We start from the raw sequence: 19758 nt of genomic DNA on the forward strand, positions 1-19758 counted from the left end.
CTGATGCTGGCGCGGGCGGGCAAGTACGCTGGGAGCATGGTGAGTCGACAGACGAGGTGGGCGGTGGGGGCTGCCGTCGTGGCTGGGGGAGCCGCGGTGCTGGCCAGTGGCGTGGACCAGGGGTCGATGCTGCGCACGTTGGTGCCGCTACGACGCCCGCGTCGAGGGCTCGAGGGGTACGAGGGTGACCTCGAGTTCCTGCGCCAAGCCGTGCGGCGGCATGAGTTCGGCATCACACCCGACCAGCTGGAGGGCTTCAACTCCGTGCTGGAGACCCGCCGTGCCAACAGCCTCGATGAGCTGGTGCTCACCTCGATGGCCGCGCTGGCGGTCTTCGACAATGCCGCGACCACCGTGCTCGTCACTCAGGCCCACCGCCTGCCGGTCCGGTTCGGGTGGATGAGGGACTCCCTGGTGGTCGTCAAGGCTGCCCCGGAGTACGCCGAACTGGCCGGCCAGCGGGTCACGCTCGTCGGCGGCGCCGAACCCTCGGTGACCTGGCCGCTGTTCGCGCCCTTCGTCGGCGGCGGCACCCCGGCCTGGTTGCGCAACCGGTCGGCCTGGTTCTTCTCCGTGCCCGAGGCACTCAGGCAGGTGGGTGTGGGCGTCCACGAGGGTGTGGTGCGTCTTGACCTGGAAGCGGAGGACGGCACCGAATCGGTGGTGTCCCTGCGCGCCGAGGACCAGCCGATGCCCGGCGGCCCGATGGCCGATTTCCGTGATCGTTTCCCCGGCGACGAGGGTCTGGGCACCCGGGGCTGGGTGACCGCACTGCGTGACCCGGGTGAGTCGGCTGACTCACCGGACCGCGAGGGGCCCCTGTACCTGCAGCACTGGGACCGGCTCCTGTTCACCCGCGATGTGGACCTGCCCACGGGCGGGCAGGCGTTGTACGTGCGAATCCTGGGGACCCCTGATGGTGCCGACCCCAGCAGTGAGGACATCGACGACACGATCGCCCGCGTGGAGACCGGTGATCATGGTCGGTTCATCGTCGACATGCGTTACGCCTGTGGCGGGGACTACCGCGTCACCCTCCCGCTGGTGAAGACGATTGCCCGCCAGGCCCGCGAGCGCCACCTGCCGATCCGGCTCCTGGTCGGCCCCAACCTGCTGGGTGGCGGCCTGATCAGCGCCTCGCAGTTCCTGGCCCACGCCCCGGAACGCACCATCGTGATCGGCAACGACCTGGGTGACCGGTTGCGCAATCGCTCCCAGGGACGCACTGTGACCCTGCCCCATAGCGGCATGCTCGTGCAGCTCTGCCACGACTGGCACGACGTCTCCACCGACGCGATGCCCTGGAGTGATGTCTGGGCACCGGACAAGTTCCTGTTGATGGGGGTTGGCGACTTCCGTCCCGACAAGGACGTCCAGAACGGCTGGCGGGACTACCTGCACGGCGTCGACCGGTTGCTCGAGGCGGCTCTGGCGTGAGGCCGGGCCCCCTGCGCGAACGCGGCGTGGAGTGGGTGGAGGACTGGCGGGTCTTCGACCTGCCGATGCGCACCCGCTTCCGGGGCATCACCCGTCGTCGCGGCATGCTCCTGCGCGGACCTGCGGGCTGGGCGGAGTGGAGCCCCTTCGAGGAGTACGACCCTGCGGAGGCGGCGCAGTGGTGGAGGGCCTGTGTCGAGACGGCGACTCTTGGGCACCCCGTCAGTGTGCGGGGCGAGGTGCCGGTGAACGTCACCATCCCCGCCGAGGACCCCGGAAGCGCCCATGCCCGCGTCCTGGCTTCGGAGTGCCGGACCGCCAAGGTCAAGGTGGCCGAGAAGGGTCAGGCAGCGGGGGAGGACGTGGCGCGCGTGGAGGCGGTGCGCGATGCCCTCGGAGGCAATGGCAAGCTGCGGGTGGATGCGAACGGCGGTTGGTCGGTCGGCCAGGCATTGGCCATGATCAAGGACCTGCGGGCGTTCGACCTGGAGTACGTGGAGCAGCCCTGCGCCACCGTCGAGGAATTGGCGGCACTGCGACGGGAGCTGGCGCGCCGTGGTTGGGATGTGCCCCTTGCGGCGGATGAGTCGATTCGTCGCTCTGGTGACCCGGAGCGGGTGGTGGCGATGGGGGCGGCGGATGTGGCGGTGATCAAGCTGCAGCCCCTGGGCGGCGCAAGAGCCTGTCTGGAGCTTGTCGAGCGGCTGGGGCTGCCGGTGGTGATCTCGTCCGCGCTGGAGAGTTCAGTGGGGCTGGATGCTGGAGTGCGCCTTGCGGCGGCACTTCCTGAGCTGGACCAGGCGTGCGGGCTCAACACGGCAGCACTGCTGACCCGTGATGTGGTCGAGAAGCCCCTGGTGGCCGAGGGCGGCGTGATCACGGTGCGGGAGGTCACCCCCGACCTGGACCTGCTGGATCCCGTGGCCGCGGAGGTGGAGCAGTGGTGGCTGGATCGCCTGGAACAGGTCCTGGCGGTGACCCGATGAGCGTCCTGTCGGTGGGTGCTCCCGGCTCCGGCTCGGTGGGGCTCGCCCGCACCATCGTGGCGACCATGATCAGCCAGGGCATCGAGTGGGTCGTGCTGGCCCCCGGCTCTCGCAATGCCCCCCTGGCCCTGGCGTTGGCCGCTGCTGAGGGACAGGGCCTGCTGACGATCCACGTCCGGGTGGATGAGCGCAGTGCCGGGTTCGTCGCGCTCGGCCTGGCGCGGGCGTCCGAGAAGCCGGTGGCGGTGGTGACCACCTCGGGGACGGCGGTGGGTAACCTGCTGCCGGCCGTGATGGAGGCTCGCCACGCCGGGGTGCCGCTGCTGGTGCTGAGCGCGGACCGACCAGCATCCATGATCAACTCTGGCGCCTCGCAGACCACGAACCAGCTCGGCACCCTGGCCGGGCATGTGCTCGACGTGGCGCGGGTGAGTTCCGAGTCGGGAGGGCACGCCGACTGGCGCCACCAGGTGCGTCGCTCGTTGGCGCTGGCTGCCGGCGTCCGGACGAGGCAGCCCGGACCCGTGCAGCTCAATGTGGAACTCGCCATGCCGCTGGTCGGCTCGGAACTGAACGAGCCGCTGGAGCTGGAGGAGGGGCAGCAGCTGGTCGCCCCCGCCGACCGCTGGGGCGCGCATGCGATCAGCCCCGGCCCGCGGACCGTGGTGCTCGCCGGGGACTGTCCCCCCGGGGTGGGCGCCCGAGCGGTGGCCTTCGCCGAGGCGAACAACCTGCCCCTGCTGGCTGAGCCCTCGAGCAATGCCCGACAGGGGGCCACTGCGATCGCCACCTATCGGCTGCTGCTCGCGGACCTGGGGTCCCAGGTGGAGCGGGTGGTGGTTTTCGGTCATCCCACGCTGTCTCGCCCCGTGACCCAACTGCTGGCCCGCGAGGACATCGAATTGATCATGGTCGCCGAGGATGCCGAATGGATCGACCCCGGGCATCGGGCGGCGGTGGTCTGCGATGACATCGAGATGGACGCTCCGGCGTCCGAGGAGTGGCTGGGGCGCTGGCTGGAGGCTGATGCCCAGCGTCTCGCCCAGCTCGACACGGCGTCGAGCTCCGTAGCTGCCTCACCGGATGTCGGCGAAGGACTCGACCCGCGCGCGGTGCACCACGTGCTCTGGTCTGCCCTGGACGCCGAGGACGTCGTGATGCTCGGGTCCTCCAACCCAGTCCGTGACGCCGACCTCCTCCCAGTCCACGACCATCCGCCGGTCGTGTTCGCCAATCGCGGGTTGGCTGGCATCGATGGCACGATCAGCTCGGCCATCGGCCTCGCCCTCAGCCTGGCGCGACCTGTCACCACGATCGTGGGGGACCTCACCTTCATCCACGACCTGTCAGCGCTGGTCTTCGGAGAGCTCGAGAGGGTACCCGACCTGCGCGTGGTGGTGCTGGATGATCGGGGCGGCTCCATCTTCCAGGGACTCGAGCAGGGTGCCGAGACCTATGCCGAACACTTCGAACGGGTCTTCGGGACGCCCCAACGGGTTCATCTGGCGGCGGCGGCCCGCGGGATCGGCGTCGAGACCTCCGAGTGCGTCAGCCTGGACGACCTCGCCAGGGCGCTGGCCCGTCCGATCAGTGGACTGGAGGTCATCGTCGTGGGCGTCGATCGGTCTCGGCGCCCCCGGCCCGACGCTTCTCCCCGGCCTGACGCTTCTCTCCGGCCTGACGCTTCTCTCCGGCCCGAGGCTTCTCCCCGGCCTGGTACTCAGCCCTGAGCCAGCGCCGCAGTTGGTGGGTGGCCACCACATCGTCCTCGTTGTAGGCCAGCACCCGCTCCCGTGCGGCCCCGCGCAGGTCCTCCTCGAGTTCGGGGTCGGCGGCGTCCCGGAACCACGTCTGCGAGTTGAGACCGCCCGGCTCGTCGTCGCGCCAGTGGAAGCCGGCGCCGTGGCTCGCGACGACCTTCAGGCCCAGGCCGTGTACCCCGAAGAAGTGGTCCTTGACGGTGGAGTAGAGGTCCACCCAGCTCTCGCCCACCAGGCGCTGCTCGCGGTGCAGGGCCGTGGTGATGCCCTCGGGTTGCTGGGCGGCGATCTTGTTGAGGTGCACGATCTCGTAGTCGGAATAGTGGTAGACCCGCACCGACTTGCCGGTGGCGCGCAGGGACTCGATGAACTGCATCGCCTCGCGGGCCAGGTCGACCTGCTCACGAGTGCCGAGCTCGTGCCAGCGCACGAAGGCGCGGTAGGTGGGGGGCTCGTCCGTGGTGGTGTCGTCGACCAGCAGGCCCCACAGGTAGACCGAGCCGTCACCGGAGGTCTCGATGTCGAGGTCCACCTCGATGTCGGCGCCGGGCAGCTCGATCGGGTCATCGGAGTACTTGCTCAGCACGACCCCGTCACGGATGAGGCGGGAGCGCCTCGCGGCCGTCCGCAGCCTCGACTCAGCATTGGGGCGGTGGGCGGCCTCGGGCAGGTAGGCCGGCAGCAGCGCGTCCAGGTCTGCGTCCGCCAGATCAGCCAGCGTGGAGACGCCGAGTTTGCGCAGTACCGAGATCTCGCGGACGTCCAGCGGGGACTTGCTGATCCGAAGGCTGAGGTCGTCATCATCCAGGGCCGGCTCGCAGTGCTGCCACCAGGGGCAGCTCTCGCATTCGCGGACCACGATGGGGGAGACGCGCGGTGCCCAGGGCTCCCCGGCGACATGCGTGGTCGCGGTCTGGGCCACCTTCACCCGGAATCCGAACTCGTGGTCGTAGCGTTCCAGCGCCGAGCGCATCTTCCAGTGGGTCTCTGCGGTGCGGGAGAAGGTGCGGATGAAGCGATGGCGGAGGTCGACGAAAACCAGCCCGATGTCGCCGTCGAGGGCGTCCAGGGCATCACTGGGGATGACCCCGGCGACTTCGCGGTCTGCGGCCCAGCCCAGGCCCTGCAGGGTGCGCAGGTAGTGGGCCAGTTGCATCAGCTCGGCGTCCCGGTTCATGCGGACGCTGTGGCCTTCGAGGGCCTGCAGTTCCGAACGGAAGGGGCGTTCCAGTGGGGTCACCCAGCAGAAGGTCTCCTTGGGGTGACGGGGCTCCATCATCCGCTTCTTCTTGACCTGCACCGCGTGGTAGCCCGGGCGCCCGTCGAACTGGTCCTGCCCGCGAACCAGCGCGTCCGGGTTGCCGCGGCGGTGGCCGGCCACGTCGTAGGGCAGGGAGGGGCCGACGATGACGGGGATTCCCTGGCTGATGGCCTCGATGGTGGCCTCGCGCCGATCCTCACGTCCGCGCAGGTCAAGGGCGCCCTCGGCGGAGGCGAGGCGGTTGAGCACCTCGTCCTTGAAGGGTTGGACGCCGGCGAAGATCTCCTGCAGGTTCGAGGTGGCGTCCACCGGGTAGGCGGGAATCGTCGGGTCGAAGGCGTTCTGGGTCTTCACCGGGCAGCTGCGCGCCGCGTAGGCGTCGAGCAGGATGCGGGGCGAGGAGTCAGGATCGCTCACTGGCTGGGGGGTCACAGCTTCTGGGTCACAGGGTCGGAGCAGGCTTCCAGGCGCGGTGGAGCGCCACGATGCCTCCGGTGAGGTTCTGCCAGCCGACCGCGGTCCAGCCGGCGGTGCTGATCAGGTCCGCGAGGGGACGCTGCGCAGGCCACGCCTTGATCGACTCCGCCAGGTAGGAGTAGGCCGGGCTGTTGGAGCTGAATCCCTTGCTGAGCAGCGGGATGACACCCTTGAGGACGCCGTCGTAGGCCGTGCGGAAGACCGGGTTGGTGGGGGTGGAGAACTCACACACCAGTAGCTGGCCACCCGGGCGGGTGACGCGCAGCAGCTCGCGTAGGGCGTCCTCGGTCTGCTCGACATTGCGCAGGCCGTAGCTGATGGTGACGGTGTCGAAGGAGTTGTCGGCATACGGCAGGTGCAGGGCGTCACCGGCGGTGAAATGCATCTCGGGGTGCTTCTTCTTGCCCACGCCCAGCATGCCCAGGCTCATGTCGGTGGGGAAGACCTGCGCCCCCGCCTCCGCGAGAGGGAGGGAGCTGGAGCCGGTTCCGGCGGCCAGGTCGAGGATGCGCTGGCCCGGCTGGGGGTCGATCGCCTCGACCACGTCACGACGCCACTTGTCGACCAGACCCGCCGTCATCAGCGAGTTCATCAGGTCGTAGCGCTGGGCGACTCCGTCGAACATGGCCGCCACATCAGCGCGGCGTTTGTCGAGGGTCGCCCGGGTGGGAGAGGTCGAATCTGGCATGGATCCAGCATCCCACACGAGTCCGACAGGACCCGTGCCGGCGAGGTGGGGGCCGGGGGTTGTCCACAGCCTGTCTGGAGCTGCTGGATCCATGGTGGAGAATGGAGCCCATGGCCAAGCGAAGCACCGTTCTCAAGGTCGACAAGCTCTCCAAGAGCTATGGCGACCGCCCGATCATCTCCAACTTCAGTCTCGAGGTTGCCGAGGGCGAGGCGGTGGCGTTGACCGGACGCAACGGAGCGGGCAAGTCGACCCTTCTTCGCTGCATCATCGGTGCCGATCGACCCACCGAGGGAACCGTGGAGGTGCTCGGCACCAAGGTGAACGAGTCCAACCCCGAGATCCGGCGCAATGTGGCCACCGTCATCGACGACCTCGACTTCTTCCCCGACCTGTCGGTCGTGGAACACCTGGACCTGCTCGCTCGCGCCCACGGCCTCGACGACCCCGACGAACTGGTCGATGAGGTGCTGGAGGAGGTGCAGCTGGTGCCCCAGTCCGGCCAGTTCCCCGGAACCCTGTCCTCGGGCCAGCGGCGTCGTCTGGCCCTGGCCACCGCGCTGGTGCGTCCCCGCAAGCTGCTGGTCCTCGACGAGCCCGAGCAGCGGCTCGACGTCGAGGGCGTGGCCTGGCTCGGAAAGCGCCTGGCCGTGGAGAAGCAGGCGGGCCTGGCGATCCTGATGGCGTCCCATGAGCCGACCCTGGTCGAGGCGCTCGGCGCCCGGATCGTGCGGGTGGGCGAATGAGCAAGGCCCGACGCAAGGGGCGGCTCGGGGCCACGGCCGCTGCCCACAATGCCAAGATCCAGAGCGAGCAGGCCGCCCAAGCCGCAGCCGCCGAACAGGAGCGCATGGAGGCGGCCCGCAGGGCTGAACCCCCACCTGAGGTGCATCTGGCGATCACCACCAATGTCAATGACCTGCCCCAGCACGAGGTCGACGAACGGGCGCTGCTCGGCCTGATGGAGGACTGGCGCAATGGTCGCGCCGACCGCAACATCTGGCAGGCCCTGGGCGATGCCTACGTCGCCGTCCTCGCCACCCTGATGATCGGCGCCATGCTGGTCAGCAGCGTCATCCGCGCCCAGAGCGTTGCGGCAGACTGCACCACCGCCGAATGCACCACTGGACGCGGGCTGCTGCCCTGGGCGGCCACCTTCGGCGTCCTGTCGTTCACCCTGGCGGCAGCCAAGATGTTCGGCCCCGTGCTGGCCTCGGCCGCGGAGGGCTTCTGGCTGATGGAAGCGCCCGTCTCGCGCAGGCGACTGCTGACCAGGCGCCTGGTCAATGCCCTGATGATCGCCGTCGTGCTCGGCGCTGCGGTGGGGGCGCTGGTGGCTGCCCTGACGGGCTCGCCGGGCATTGCGGTGCTGATGTGGGCCGCTGCCGGCGGTCTGGGCTCTGCAGGGCTGGTCGCCTTCGCCGCCGCCGAACAGGGAGCTGAACGCACGTGGTTGATCTCGGTGCTGCAGACGATCCTGGCGCTGGCTGCCTTTGCCGCGCTGATGTTGGTGGTCGGCACTGCTGCGGGCTGGATCAGCCCGATCCTCAACCGCACCGCGACCGAACAGCTCACCGTCATCGTCGCTGGCCTCGGGCTCCTGGGGGTTGTTGCCGGAGGGCTCATCGCCCACCAGCGGATGGAACGGATGCGTCGTGCCCGCCTGGTCTCGGGTGGAAGCCTGGTCAGCTCCATGCAGGGTGCCGCCTTCGCGCTGGACTTCGGCCTGATGCGCGACATCCTGGTCACCCGCCAGGCCAACGAGCGCGGTCATGTCCGCCCCACCCGTGGGACCACCAAGGGCCTGAGGGCCCTGGTCATGCGTGATGTGCAGAGGCTGTGGCGCTTTCCGCGGCCACTGTTCCCGCTTGTCGCCAGCATCGTGGTGCCCTATGCGGTGCAAGCCCTGGGCCTGGGACGCCTGACCGTCCCGATCTCGGCCATCGTCCTGCTGGTCGTGCTGGTGCCCTTCTTCCAGACCTTGCGTGTGCTCAGCCGCAGCAAGGGACTCGCCCGGACGCTGCCCTTCACCACGGGACAGATTCGGTCCGCTGCCTGCGTTGTGCCCGGCGTGCTGACGGTGCTGTGGGCGATCCTGGCCACCCCTGCCTTCTTGGGTATCGGCGGTGCTCCCATGCTCGGCAAGAACCCGACCATGGCGGCCATGACCACGATGGTGACTGCAGCGGCGGGATTCATCGCGGCCATCCGGTGGGTCAGCGCACGTCCGGCGAACTACCAGGCGCCGATGATGGCCACCGAGATGGGCGCAATGCCCCCCGGTCTGATGTTCAACCTGATCCGCGGCTTCGACATGATCGCGATCATCAGCCTGCCGGTGCTGTTGGGCGGTTCGCCCTGGATCAGTCTGGCCCTCGCCTTCGTCTGCTTCACGATTCTCCGCACGGGCGGCATCGACGCCGAGGAGCTGGCCGCCATGCAGGAGGAGAACAAGCGCCTGATGGAGGAGGCAAGGGCCAACGCCAAGGGCGGGAAGCCCGGTGCCGGGAAGCCTGCGGCGTCCGGGGGCGCCACCAAGGCCCCGCCGGAGAAGATCAAGGTCACGCGTACCAGGCGCTGAGCGCCGGACCGGCGGCGTCAGGTGATCAGTCGCCGACGGCCTGGCGCATGGGCATGAACTTGGCCACGGTCTCGGCCAATTCGGCGTCCGGGTCGGAGTCGGCCACGATGCCGCACCCGGCGAATATCTTGATCTTGCGTGGGTCCACCTGGCTCAGATGTCCTCCGCGCAGGGCCAGCGCCCATTCCCCGTTGCCCTCGGCATCCATCCACCCGACCGGGCCGGCATAGCGCCCGCGGTCCATTCCCTCGATCTCGGCGATCAGGTCACGGGCGACGTGGGTCGGGGTCCCGCAGACGGCGGCAGAGGGGTGCAGGGCCCCGGCCAGGGCCAATGAGGTCGCTCCCGGGATCGCCACCCCGGTGATGTCGGTGGCCAGGTGCAGAACGTTCGGCAACTCGAGGACGTAGGGCGCGTCGGGTACGTTCATGCCCGAGCAATACGGTTCCATCGCCTCGGCGACCGAGGTGACGGCGAACTCGTGCTCGCGCAGGTCCTTGGACGAGGAGCTCAGCGCCTCCGCCAGCCGAGCGGCAGCTTCCGGTTCGGCTCCCTCGCGACGGATCGTGCCCGCCAGCACGCGGGAGGTGACCAGCCCGCCCTCGCGCCGCACCAGCATTTCGGGTGTCGCGCCGACGAGCCCGTCGACCAGATAGGTCCAGCAGCTGGGGTAGGCCGCCTGCAATTCGTCAACGAGGGTCCGGGGGTCGATCGGGGCCGAGGCTTCGGCGATCACGTCGCGGGCCAGAACCACCTTGTCGACCTCATGGGCCCTGATGAAGGCGACGGCCGAGGCGACAAGCTCTCGCCAGGCCTCCGGCGACATGGCGCCGTCGTGCCATTCGACCGGTCCATGGGGGAGTGGGGCCGGCTGTGGGCGGGGGACCTCCTCCGACACCCTGTCCCAGCCGATGCGAGTGCACCAGGAGACCCCCTTGCGACGGCCGATGACCACCTCAGGGACGACCAGCACCGAGGGCTCGCCGGTGTGGTCGGGATCGAAGCTGAACGAGCCGAAGGCGATCGGACCCACCCCGTAGAGACCCGGGAGCTCGGTGTCGTGCTCGACGTCGCTGATGAACTCGTTCCACAGGACGTCGGCGGCATCGGGGGTGTCGACCAGGAAGCGCTCCACCATGCCGAGGCCGATCACGCCGTCCCCGCGACGAAGGAAGGCCATGGACTGCTCGGGGGTGAGGTAGGTCTCCAGCGGCCCCGGGTCCGGGAGCGAGACCGTGCGCGCGCACAGCCGCCTGCGTCCTGAGGGGTGGAGGTGGGTCGACGTCAAACTCACCCCGGCAGCCTAACCCACCCGGCATCTCGTGCGCGTTCTCGCAAGCCCGCGCCAATGCCGATGCGGCTAGGCATTTAACAATGCACACGTGACCTAATTGTCGGCGAGACCGGGCGGTGGCCCCCGGTTAGCCGCACGGGCGAAAAGTGCCTAGACTCAGGCGAGGACCAGTCATTTCGTGAGAGAGCAGGGCAGATGAGCGACGTCGGTGCCACCCCGGCGCAGGCAGACGTCATCGTTGTCGGCGCGGGCCCTGCGGGCTCCGCGACCGCTGCGCACCTGGCTCGCTGCGGACTGGACGTCCTGCTGCTGGAGAAGGCCACCTTCCCGCGCGACAAGATCTGCGGTGACGGGCTCACGCCGCGCGCGGTCAAGCAGCTCATCAGCCTTGGCATCGACGTCAATGGCGAGGACTGGCATCGCAACAAGGGCCTGCGCGTCTACGGCGGACGGGTTGAACCCTTCGACATGCCCTGGCCCGAACTGGCCGACTTCCCCAACTTCGGCCTGGTCCGGCGCCGCCAGGACTTCGACGAGTTGCTTGCCCGTCACGCCGTCTCGCTGGGCGCGGAGCTGGTCGAGGGCTGCACGGTGCGCGAGCCCATCATCGACGACCGCACGCATCGCATCGTCGGTGTGCGCTCCAAGGACGGCCGCGAGTTCCGCGCCCCGATCGTCGTTGCCGCAGACGGCGTCTCCAGCCGCCTCTCGGTCGCCATGGGCATCACCAAGCGCGAGGACCGACCGATGGGCGTGGCCGCCCGTGCCTACTTCGAATGCGACCGGGGCAATGGCGACTGGATGGAGTCCTGGCTGGAGCTCTGGGACGGTGAACCCCAGAAGTCGGACCTGCTGCCCGGCTACGGCTGGGCCTTCCCGGCCGGCCAGGGCATCAGCAATGTCGGACTCGGCATGCTGAGCACCTCGCCCGCCTTCGCGCGCACTGACTACAAAGAGCTGATGACACGCTGGCTGGCCGCCACGCCGCCAGAGTGGGGCTTCACCGAGGAGAACCGCCGGGGCGAGATCCGCAGCGCCGCCCTCCCGATGGCTTTCAACCGCCAGCCCGCCTACCAGCGAGGCCTGCTCCTGGTCGGGGATGCGGGCGGCATGGTCAATCCCTTCAACGGTGAGGGCATCGACTATGCCCTCGAGGCAGCTGCCATGGCCGCCGAGGCGATCAGTGAGGCGCGCGCCCGCGGTTTCGGGACGCCCAACGCGGAGCTGGCGCTGCACGGCTATGTCTCCAACCTCAAGGCGAGCATGGGGGGTTACTTCCGGCTCGGCACCATCTTCGCGGCACTCATCGGACGCCCCGAGATCATGAAGATCTGCGTCCACTACGGCCTGCCACGCCGGGGTCTGATGAAGATCGTGCACAAACTGTTGGCGAATCTGACCGACAAGAAGGACGGCGACGCCGTCGACCACCTGTTGAACACCCTGACCCGGATTGCGCCCTCGGCATGAGCGACGCAACCCACGCACCATCCACGACCAACCTTTCACTTCGGGGAGGAATCGCGTGAACGCCTACATTCCGATTCTCGGGATTCTCGCGCTGGCGGCGGCCTTCATCGTCGTCTCGATCAACCTGTCGGGCAACGTCGGCCCACAGCGCTGGAACCGCGCGAAGTACGACAGCTATGAATGCGGCATCCAGCCCACCCCCCAGCCGGTCGGTGGTGGCAAGTTCCCGGTCAAGTACTACATCACCGCGATGATGTTCATCATCTTCGACATCGAGATCGTCTTCTTGTACCCGTGGGCGGTGGCCTTCAACAAGCTTCCGCTGTTCGGGATCCTGGCGATGATCCTGTTCATCGTCACCGTGTTCATCCCCTACTTCTACGTCCTGCGCCGCGGCGGCCTGGACTGGGACTGACGGACGAACTGAGGAAGGAACCACACAATGGGTATTGAGGAACAGCTCCCCAGCGGCGTCATACTGACCAGCCTGGAGGCCATCGCCGGGTGGATGCGGCAGGCCTCCTTCTGGCCCGCCACGATGGGCCTGGCCTGCTGCGCCATCGAGATGATGTCCTTCGGCGCCCCGCGCTTCGACGCCGGGCGCTGGGGCCAGGAAGTCTTCCGCGCCTCCCCGCGCCAGGCCGACCTGCTGATCGTCTCCGGACGGGTCAGCCAGAAGATGGCCCCGGTGGTCCGCCAGGTCTACGACCAGATGCCCAACCCCAAGTGGGTCATCTCCATGGGCGCCTGCGCCAGCTCCGGCGGCATGTTCAACAACTACGCCATCGTCCAGGGCTGCGACCACTTCCTTCCGGTCGACATCTACATCCCCGGTTGCCCCCCGCGCCCCGACATGCTGATCGATGCCGTCTTCAAGCTCAAGCAGCAGCGGGTCGCCAAGCTGCCGATCGGGCCTGACATGACCGCCAAGATCGAGCAGGACGAAGCCGACGCGCTGGTCGCCCCCTCGACCCTGGAGATGAAGGGACTCATGCGATGAGCAGCGCTCCCCAGGACCCGGCTCGCCCCAGCGACAACGTCTCGCCGACGACCCCCGCCCCCGACGCCCCCGCCACGGAGAAGGTGACCTCCCCCGAAGCTGCCCCCAAGGAGGGCGTGGAGCGCGGTGATGCCCGGGCGTCCGACACCACCCACACCGACAACCTGCCCCAGAGGGGCCTGCCGACCGAGACCGTCGACTCGCCGATGGTGGCCGACACCCAGGCCCTGCGCACTCGCCAGGGCATGTGGGGCACCGGTTCGGGCGACACCTCGGGCTACGGCGGCATGGTGCGCCACGTCGAGATGCCCACCAACTCCGAGCGTCCCTATGGTGGCTGGTTCGACGCCGTCGCCGACCGCATGGAGGCGCTTGTCCCCGGCTTCTCGGCGGGCCGCACCATCGTGGATCGCGACGAGATCACCTTCTTCGTGCGTCCGGAGAAGATCATCGAGCTGGCGCGTGCCCTGCGTGACGATGCCGAGCTGCGTTTCGAGATGTGCCCCTCGGTCTCCGGCGTCCACTACCCCTTCTCGGAGGGTGAGGAACTGCACGTCGTCTACCACCTGCTGTCGGTGACCCACAACCGTCGCATCCGTGTGGAACTGGCCCTGCCCGAGGGTGCCGACGGTCACCCACACTGCCCCTCGCTGGTGAGCGTCTACCCGCACGTCGACTGGCACGAGCGCGAGACCTGGGACATGTTCGGCGTCATCTTCGACGGCCACCCCGCCCTCACCCGCATCCTGATGCCGGATGACTGGGAGGGACACCCCCAGCGCAAGGACTACCCCCTGGGCGGCGTGGACGTGGAATACAAGGGCGCCGTCGTGCCGCCCCCCAGCGAGCGACGGAGCTACTCCTGATGAGCTCCCACGACATGAACCACGAAACTGTCCAGAACGGGGAGGACCAGCACATGGATTCCACCGGTGCCACCGCCGTTGATGCGGTGAATGCGGGCATGAGCGCCCCCAGCGATGGCGAGGTCGACCGCGTCTACCTGGCGCAGGGTGGCGACTGGGACGAGATCGTCGCCGCCCAGGGTGAGCGTGGCGACGAGACCATCGTCGTCAACATGGGTCCGCAGCACCCCTCGACCCACGGTGTGCTCCGCCTGATCCTCGAGATGGACGGTGAGACCGTCACCAGCCTCCGCCCCGGCATCGGCTTCCTGCACACCGGCATCGAGAAGAACATGGAGTTCCGCACCTGGACCCAGGGCGTGACCTTCCTGACCCGCGCGGACTACGTGGCCCCGATCTTCAACGAGGTCGCCTACTGCCTGGCCGTGGAGAAGCTGCTCGGCGTCACCGAGGACATCCCCGAGCGCGCCAACATCCTGCGCGTGCTCATGATGGAGCTCAACCGCATCTCCTCCCACCTGGTCGCCATCGGCACCGGCGGCATGGAGATCGGCGCCCTCACCGTCATGACCATCGGCTTCCGCGAGCGCGAGATGATCCTCGACTTCTTCGAGGCGGTCACCGGTCTTCGCATGAACCACGCCTACATCCGCCCCGGCGGTGTCGCGAACGACCTGCCGGAGGGCGGTCTGGACCACCTGCGTCGCGTGATCAGCTGGCTGGAGAAGCACCTGCCCGAGTACGGGATCTTCTGCAACGAGAACCCGATCTTCAAGGGCCGCATGCACGTGGCCCATCTGGACCTCACCCAGTGCTTCGCCCTCGGCGTCACCGGCCCGGTGCTGCGTGCGACGGGCTTCCCGCACGACCTGCGCAAGTCCCAGCCCTACTGTGGTTACGAGACCTACGACTTCGAGGTCAAGACCTGGGACACCAGCGACGCCTACGGTCGCTTCCGCGTCCGTGAGGCCGAGATGTGGGAATCGCTCAAGATCGTCAAGCAGTGCGCCGAGCGACTGGAGAAGACCACCGGGCAGCCGGTCATGGTCGAGGACCCGAAGATCAAGTGGCCTGCCCAGCTGACTGTCGGCCCCGACGGCCAGGGCAACTCCCATGAGCACATCAAGCACATCATGGGCGAGTCCATGGAGGCCCTGATCCACCACTTCAAGATCGTCACCGAGGGCTTCCGGGTCCCGGCCGGTCAGGTCTACCAGGCCATCGAGTCGCCCAAGGGAGAGCTGGCCTGCCATCTGGTCTCCGACGGTGGCACCCGGCCCTACCGTGCTCACCTGCGCGACCCAGGATTCCACCACCTGCAGGCTGCCCCGATGATGTGCGAGGGCAGCATGATGTCCGATGTCGTCGTGGCCGTGGCCTCCCTCGACCCCGTTCTTGGAGGTGTTGACCGATGAGCGGTCACGAATTCCAGTCCCACTTCGACGACCCCGCTGCACCGGGCGCGGGGGACATCGACCATTCGGACATGTCGACCAACATCGACGAGACCACCATCGCCGAGATGCGTCAGATCGCAGCGCGTTACCCGCAGAAGCGTTCCGCGCTGCTGCCGATGCTGCACCTGGTCCAGAGCGTCGATGGACGCATCAGCCCCCGCGGTATCGAGGCCTGCGCCCAGGTGCTCGACATCACCACCGCCCAGGTCTCGGGCGTGGCGACCTTCTACACCATGTACAAGCGGCGTCCTGCTGGAAAGCACCACGTCGGTGTCTGCACCACCGCCCTGTGCGCGGTGATGGGTGGCGACATCCTGCTCGACCGCATGGAGAAGAAGCTCGGTATCGGTGAGAACCAGACCACTCCCGATGGCCAGATCAGCCTCGAGCGCCTCGAGTGCAATGCGGCCTGCGACTTCGCCCCGGTGATGATGGTCAACTGGGAGTTCATGGACAACATGACCCCGGAGAAGGCCGACGAGCTGATCGACAAACTGCGGAATGACGAGGAGGTCCACTCCACCCGTGGGGCGCAAATCACCTCCTGGCGCGAGGCTGAGCGTGTCCTCGCCGGGTTCCCTGACGGTCTCGCCGATGAGGGCCCGACCGCCGGACCCGCCTCACTGGTCGGGCTGGAGATCGCCCACAACGAGGGCTGGACCGCTCCGGACCCGAACAACCTGCCCGTCAACCCCGCCCCCGAGGAAGGGAAGCAGCAGTGAACGGCATCGACACCCTGACTCCGGTCCTCACGGCGAACTGGGGCGAGGACCACGCCTGGAAGCTCGAGAACTACGAGCGTCGCGGCGGCTACCAGGCCCTGCGCAAGGCCGTCGGCATGGCGCCGGACGACATCGTCGCCGAGGTCAAGGCGTCCAACCTTCGCGGGCGCGGTGGCGCCGGCTTCCCCACCGGCATGAAGTGGAGCTTCCTGCCCAAGGACAACCCCAACCCGACCTACCTGGTCGTGAATGCGGATGAGTCCGAGCCGGGCACCTGCAAGGACATGCCGCTGATGATGGCCTCGCCCCACACCCTGGTGGAGGGCGTCATCATCTCGGCGATGGCCACCAGGGCGGTCTACGCGTTCATCTACGTACGCGGCGAGGTGCTTCACGTGATCCGTCGCCTGCAGCAGGCCGTCCGCGAGGCCTACGCCGCCGGCTACATCGGCAAGGACATCCTGGGTTCGGGTCGCGACCTGGAGGTCGTGGTCCACCCCGGGGCCGGTGCCTACATCTGCGGGGAGGAGACCGCGCTCCTCGACTCCCTCGAGGGCCGCCGCGGCCAGCCGCGCCTGCGCCCACCCTTCCCAGCCGTCGCCGGTCTGTACGCCAGCCCGACGGTCATCAACAACGTCGAGTCGATCGCGTCGGTCCCCGGCATCATCGGCAACGGCCAGGCCTGGTTCAACGCGATGGGCACGGAGAAGTCCAAGGGCCACGGCATCTTCAGCCTCTCCGGCCATGTGAAGACCCCCGGCCAGTTCGAGGCCCCGCTGGGCATCACCCTGCGCCAGCTCATTGATCTGGGCGGTGGCATGCGCGAGGGCCACGAGCTGAAGTTCTTCACCCCCGGCGGCTCCTCGACCCCGATCCTCACTGCCGAACACCTGGACCTTCCCCTCGACTTCGAGGGTATGGCCGGTGTCGGCTCGATGCTGGGCACCCGCGCCCTCCAGGTCTTCGACGACACCACCTCGGTGGTCCGCACCACCCTGCGCTGGGTCGAGTTCTACAAGCACGAGTCCTGCGGCAAGTGCACCCCCTGCCGTGAGGGTTCCTGGTGGCTGGTGCAGCTGCTGCGCAAGTTCGAGGCCGGGACCGCGTCCGAGGGCGATGTCGACAAGATGCTCGACCTCTGCGACAACATCGGCGGCAAGTCCTTCTGCGCGCTGGCCGATGGTGCGGTCGCCTGCGTCACCTCGGCCGTCAAGCACTTCCGCGAGGAATTCGAGGCCGGCTACAAGACCCCGGCCTGGGAGCTGTTCCCCTACGAGAAGAGCGCCCTGTTCTCCACGGAGTCCCAGGCATCCGCCGCCCAGAAGGAGGGGGCACACGCATGAGCGTCGACACGTCCAAGGACGCCCAGGTCGCCGAGCGCGAGGACCTGATCACCGTCACCATCGACGGCATCGAAGTCTCCGTGCCCAAGGGCACCCTGGCGATCCGCGCCGCCGAGACCGTGGGCATTGACATCCCACGCTTCTGCGACCACCCGCTGCTCGACCCCGTCGGCGCCTGCCGCCAGTGCATGGTCGAAATCCCTGACGCCGGCAATGGGCGCGGAATGCCCAAGCCGCAGGCGTCCTGCACCATCGAGTGCGCGCCCGGCATGGTCATCCAGACCCACCACACCTCCGAGAAGGCCAAGAAGGCCCAGGAGGGCATGCTGGAGATGCTGCTGATCAACCACCCGCTGGACTGCCCGATCTGCGACAAGGGTGGCGAATGCCCCCTGCAGAACCAGGCGATGACCCACGGGCCGGGTGAGTCGCGTTTCGGCGGTGTGAAGCGCACCTACCCCAAGCCGATCAACATCTCCGCCGTGGTGCTGCTCGACCGTGAGCGCTGCGTGCTCTGCGCTCGCTGCACCCGCTTCTCCGAGCAGATCTCTGGTGACCCCTTCATCGCCCTGGTCGAGCGCGGCGCCCTCCAGCAGGTCGGCACCTACGAGCAGGACCCCTACGACTCCTACTTCTCGGGCAATGTCATCCAGATCTGCCCGGTGGGTGCGCTGACGTCGGTGGCCTACCGCTTCCAGGCCAGGCCCTTCGACCTGGTCAGCGTCACCACCACCTGTGAGCACTGCGCCTCCGGCTGCGAGCTGCGTTCCGACCAGCGCCACTTCCAGGTGAAGCGTCGCCTGGCCGGCAACAAGCCGGAGGTCAACGAGGAGTGGAACTGCGACAAGGGCCGTTTCGCCTTCGTCTCGGCGCGCGGTGAGGACCGCCTGACCCGCCCCCTGGTGCGGCGCAATGGCGTGCTCGAGCCGGCCAGCTGGCCCGAGGCCATCGACGTCGCCGTGGAGGGCCTGCGTCGGGCCGGCGACCGCGTCGGCGTCCTACCCGGTGGTCGCCTGACGCTCGAGGCCGCCTACGCGTACAGCCGTTTCACCCGCCAAGTGCTGGGGACCAACAACATCGACTTCCGCTCCCGCCCGCTCAGCGCCGAGGAGGGTGAGTTCCTCGCCACCCGCGTCGCCGGCCGGTCGCTGGAGGATTCGGTGCAGTATGCCGACCTGGAGAACGCCAAGCGCGTGGTCCTGGTGGACTTCGAGCCCGAGGACGAGTCGCCGATCGTCTTCCTGCGCCTGCGCAAGGCCCACCGTAAGCGCAAGCTCGAGGTCATCACCCTGGCCCCCTACCTCTCGCGCGGTTCGCTGAAGGTCAACGCCCGTCTCGTGCCGACTGTCCCGGGAACGTCCGCCCAGGTGCTCGGCTCGCTGCACCATGAGGGCCTACTGGACTCCGAGACCGTCATCCTGGTGGGGGAGCGCGCCGGACTGTCCGCCGGAACCCTGACCACTGCCGCCTCCCTCGCGGACCAGACCGGCGCCAAGCTGGCCTGGATCCCCCGTCGCGCCGGAGACATGGGTGCGGTCGAGGCAGGCTGCCTGCCCACCGTGTTGCCCGGTGGCCGTCCCGTCCAGGACGCCTCCGCCCGCGTGGACGTGCAGAGCGTCTGGAACGCAGGCTCCCTGCCCGCCGCAGTCGGGCTGGATGCCGAGGCGATGGTCGAGGCCGCCGGACACGGCGAGTTGCAGGCTCTGGTCCTCGGTGGCCTTGAGGCCAAGGACTTCCGCGATCCGCAGGCCGTGCGCCGCGCCATGGACAAGGTCGGTTTCCTGGTCGTCCTGGAAACCCGCCTCAGCGAGAGCGCCCAGCACGCCGACGTGGTCTTCCCGGTCGGCCTGATCGAGGAGCACGCCGGAACCTTCGTGAACTGGGAGCACCGTCGCGGTCGTGTCAACACCGTGGTCCGCCATGCCGTGCCGCCGATGACCGATATCCGCGTGCTGGCTGCCCTGGCCGATGCGATGGAGTCCGCGCTGGGCTTCCGCGGCAGCGCCGCTGCGCTGGCCGAGATCGACGAGCTCGGACGCTGGGAGGGCAACCCCGGGCCCCTGCTCGGCGCCCGCGAACAGCAGCCGGGCGTGGGCGAGGGTGATCTCGTCCTGTCCACCTGGCGTGGCCTGCTAGACAGCTCGGCCGGTATGGACAACGAATTCGCCCTGCAGGCGACCGCCCCGCGTCCGGTGGCGCGGGTCTCGCCCGCAACCGCCCAGCAGCTGGGCCTGCAGGCAGGAGCCGAAGTCAGCGTCGTCGGCCCCAGGGGTCAGCTCGTGCTGCCCCTTGAGACTGTGGAGGGCATGTGCGACGCAGTGGTCTGGGTGCCGCAGAACAGCGGTGCCAGTGTGGGCGGCGCCCTGGGCGCCGTCGGTGGTGATCGGGTTCGACTCGTGGGAGGTGCGGCATGAAC

General features: G+C 68.5%; 15 protein-coding genes and 1 pseudogene. 13 read left to right on the top strand and 3 right to left on the bottom strand.

What is annotated here, in order from left to right; genetic code table 11:
* Window positions 1-36 precede the first annotated feature (36 nt).
* The 3 genes and pseudogenes from M3G03_RS04240 to menD all read left to right on the top strand — a co-directional run.
* Window positions 37-1437 carry a hypothetical protein gene (locus M3G03_RS04240; protein ID WP_259808343.1) on the top strand — a complete coding sequence of 467 codons (1401 nt, stop codon included), beginning with the start codon at window positions 37-39 and terminating at the stop codon, window positions 1435-1437.
* Window positions 1434-2423: an o-succinylbenzoate synthase gene (locus M3G03_RS04245; protein WP_259808344.1), complete on the top strand. Its 990-nt coding sequence runs from the start codon at window positions 1434-1436 to the stop codon at window positions 2421-2423. Before M3G03_RS04240 ends, M3G03_RS04245 begins: the two co-directional genes overlap by 4 nt.
* Window positions 2420-4006 (top strand): annotated as a pseudogene (gene menD / locus M3G03_RS04250) (2-succinyl-5-enolpyruvyl-6-hydroxy-3-cyclohexene-1-carboxylic-acid synthase); the annotation flags it as partial. The gene M3G03_RS04245 and the pseudogene menD, both read left to right, overlap by 4 nt.
* A gap of 19 nt (window positions 4007-4025) precedes the next feature.
* Here the strand turns inward: menD and M3G03_RS04255 are convergent.
* Entirely contained in the window at window positions 4026-5861 is a 1836-nt protein-coding gene (locus M3G03_RS04255; RefSeq protein WP_259808345.1) for a TM0106 family RecB-like putative nuclease, read from the bottom strand.
* A gap of 25 nt (window positions 5862-5886) precedes the next feature.
* Window positions 5887-6609 (bottom strand): demethylmenaquinone methyltransferase, encoded by a 723-nt coding sequence (locus M3G03_RS04260; RefSeq protein ID WP_259808347.1) that lies wholly within the window; start codon window positions 6607-6609, stop codon window positions 5887-5889.
* A 101-nt stretch (window positions 6610-6710) separates the two neighbouring features.
* Between M3G03_RS04260 and M3G03_RS04265 the strand changes: the two genes are divergently transcribed.
* The gene (locus M3G03_RS04265) at window positions 6711-7355 is read left to right on the top strand and encodes an ABC transporter ATP-binding protein (protein ID WP_259808348.1); all 645 of its coding nucleotides are present in this window, start codon (window positions 6711-6713) and stop codon (window positions 7353-7355) included.
* A gap of 104 nt (window positions 7356-7459) precedes the next feature.
* Window positions 7460-9190: a DUF6297 family protein gene (locus M3G03_RS04270; RefSeq protein WP_396121886.1), complete on the top strand. Its 1731-nt coding sequence runs from the start codon at window positions 7460-7462 to the stop codon at window positions 9188-9190.
* Between the two features lie 25 nt (window positions 9191-9215).
* Here the strand turns inward: M3G03_RS04270 and M3G03_RS04275 are convergent, their stop codons facing one another.
* Window positions 9216-10484, bottom strand: a complete 1269-nt coding sequence (locus M3G03_RS04275) for an isochorismate synthase MenF (protein ID WP_259808352.1) — start codon at window positions 10482-10484, stop codon at window positions 9216-9218.
* Between the two features lie 195 nt (window positions 10485-10679).
* Here M3G03_RS04275 and M3G03_RS04280 point away from each other — a divergent pair, with 195 nt between their 5' ends.
* The 8 genes from M3G03_RS04280 to M3G03_RS04315 all read left to right on the top strand — a co-directional run bounded on the left by M3G03_RS04280 (window position 10680) and on the right by M3G03_RS04315 (window position 19756).
* On the top strand, window positions 10680-11954 hold the full coding sequence (locus M3G03_RS04280) for a geranylgeranyl reductase family protein (RefSeq protein ID WP_259808354.1): 1275 nt from the start codon (window positions 10680-10682) through the stop codon (window positions 11952-11954).
* Between the two features lie 55 nt (window positions 11955-12009).
* Window positions 12010-12369: an NADH-quinone oxidoreductase subunit A gene (locus M3G03_RS04285; RefSeq protein ID WP_259808357.1), complete on the top strand. Its 360-nt coding sequence runs from the start codon at window positions 12010-12012 to the stop codon at window positions 12367-12369.
* A 27-nt stretch (window positions 12370-12396) separates the two neighbouring features.
* Window positions 12397-12954, top strand: a complete 558-nt coding sequence (locus M3G03_RS04290; RefSeq protein ID WP_259808359.1) for an NADH-quinone oxidoreductase subunit B family protein — start codon at window positions 12397-12399, stop codon at window positions 12952-12954.
* Window positions 12951-13820, top strand: coding sequence for an NADH-quinone oxidoreductase subunit C (locus M3G03_RS04295; protein ID WP_259808361.1), 870 nt, complete (start codon window positions 12951-12953; stop codon window positions 13818-13820). Before M3G03_RS04290 ends, M3G03_RS04295 begins: the two co-directional genes overlap by 4 nt.
* 98 nt (window positions 13821-13918) lie before the next feature.
* Window positions 13919-15235 carry an NADH-quinone oxidoreductase subunit D gene (locus tag M3G03_RS04300; protein ID WP_259808599.1) on the top strand — a complete coding sequence of 439 codons (1317 nt, stop codon included), beginning with the start codon at window positions 13919-13921 and terminating at the stop codon, window positions 15233-15235.
* Window positions 15232-15999, top strand: coding sequence for an NADH-quinone oxidoreductase subunit NuoE (gene nuoE, locus M3G03_RS04305; protein ID WP_259808363.1), 768 nt, complete (start codon window positions 15232-15234; stop codon window positions 15997-15999). Before M3G03_RS04300 ends, nuoE begins: the two co-directional genes overlap by 4 nt.
* Before the next feature lie 5 nt (window positions 16000-16004).
* Entirely contained in the window at window positions 16005-17342 is a 1338-nt protein-coding gene (nuoF, locus tag M3G03_RS04310) for an NADH-quinone oxidoreductase subunit NuoF (protein ID WP_259808600.1), read from the top strand.
* Window positions 17339-19756, top strand: coding sequence for an NADH-quinone oxidoreductase subunit G (locus M3G03_RS04315; RefSeq protein WP_259808364.1), 2418 nt, complete (start codon window positions 17339-17341; stop codon window positions 19754-19756). The genes nuoF and M3G03_RS04315 overlap by 4 nt, the downstream gene beginning before the upstream one ends.
* Window positions 19757-19758: the final 2 nt, after the last annotated feature.

Origin of the sequence: Aestuariimicrobium sp. p3-SID1156, from assembly GCF_025144225.1 — a bacterium.
Taxonomy (GTDB): Bacteria; Actinomycetota; Actinomycetes; order Propionibacteriales; family Propionibacteriaceae; genus Aestuariimicrobium.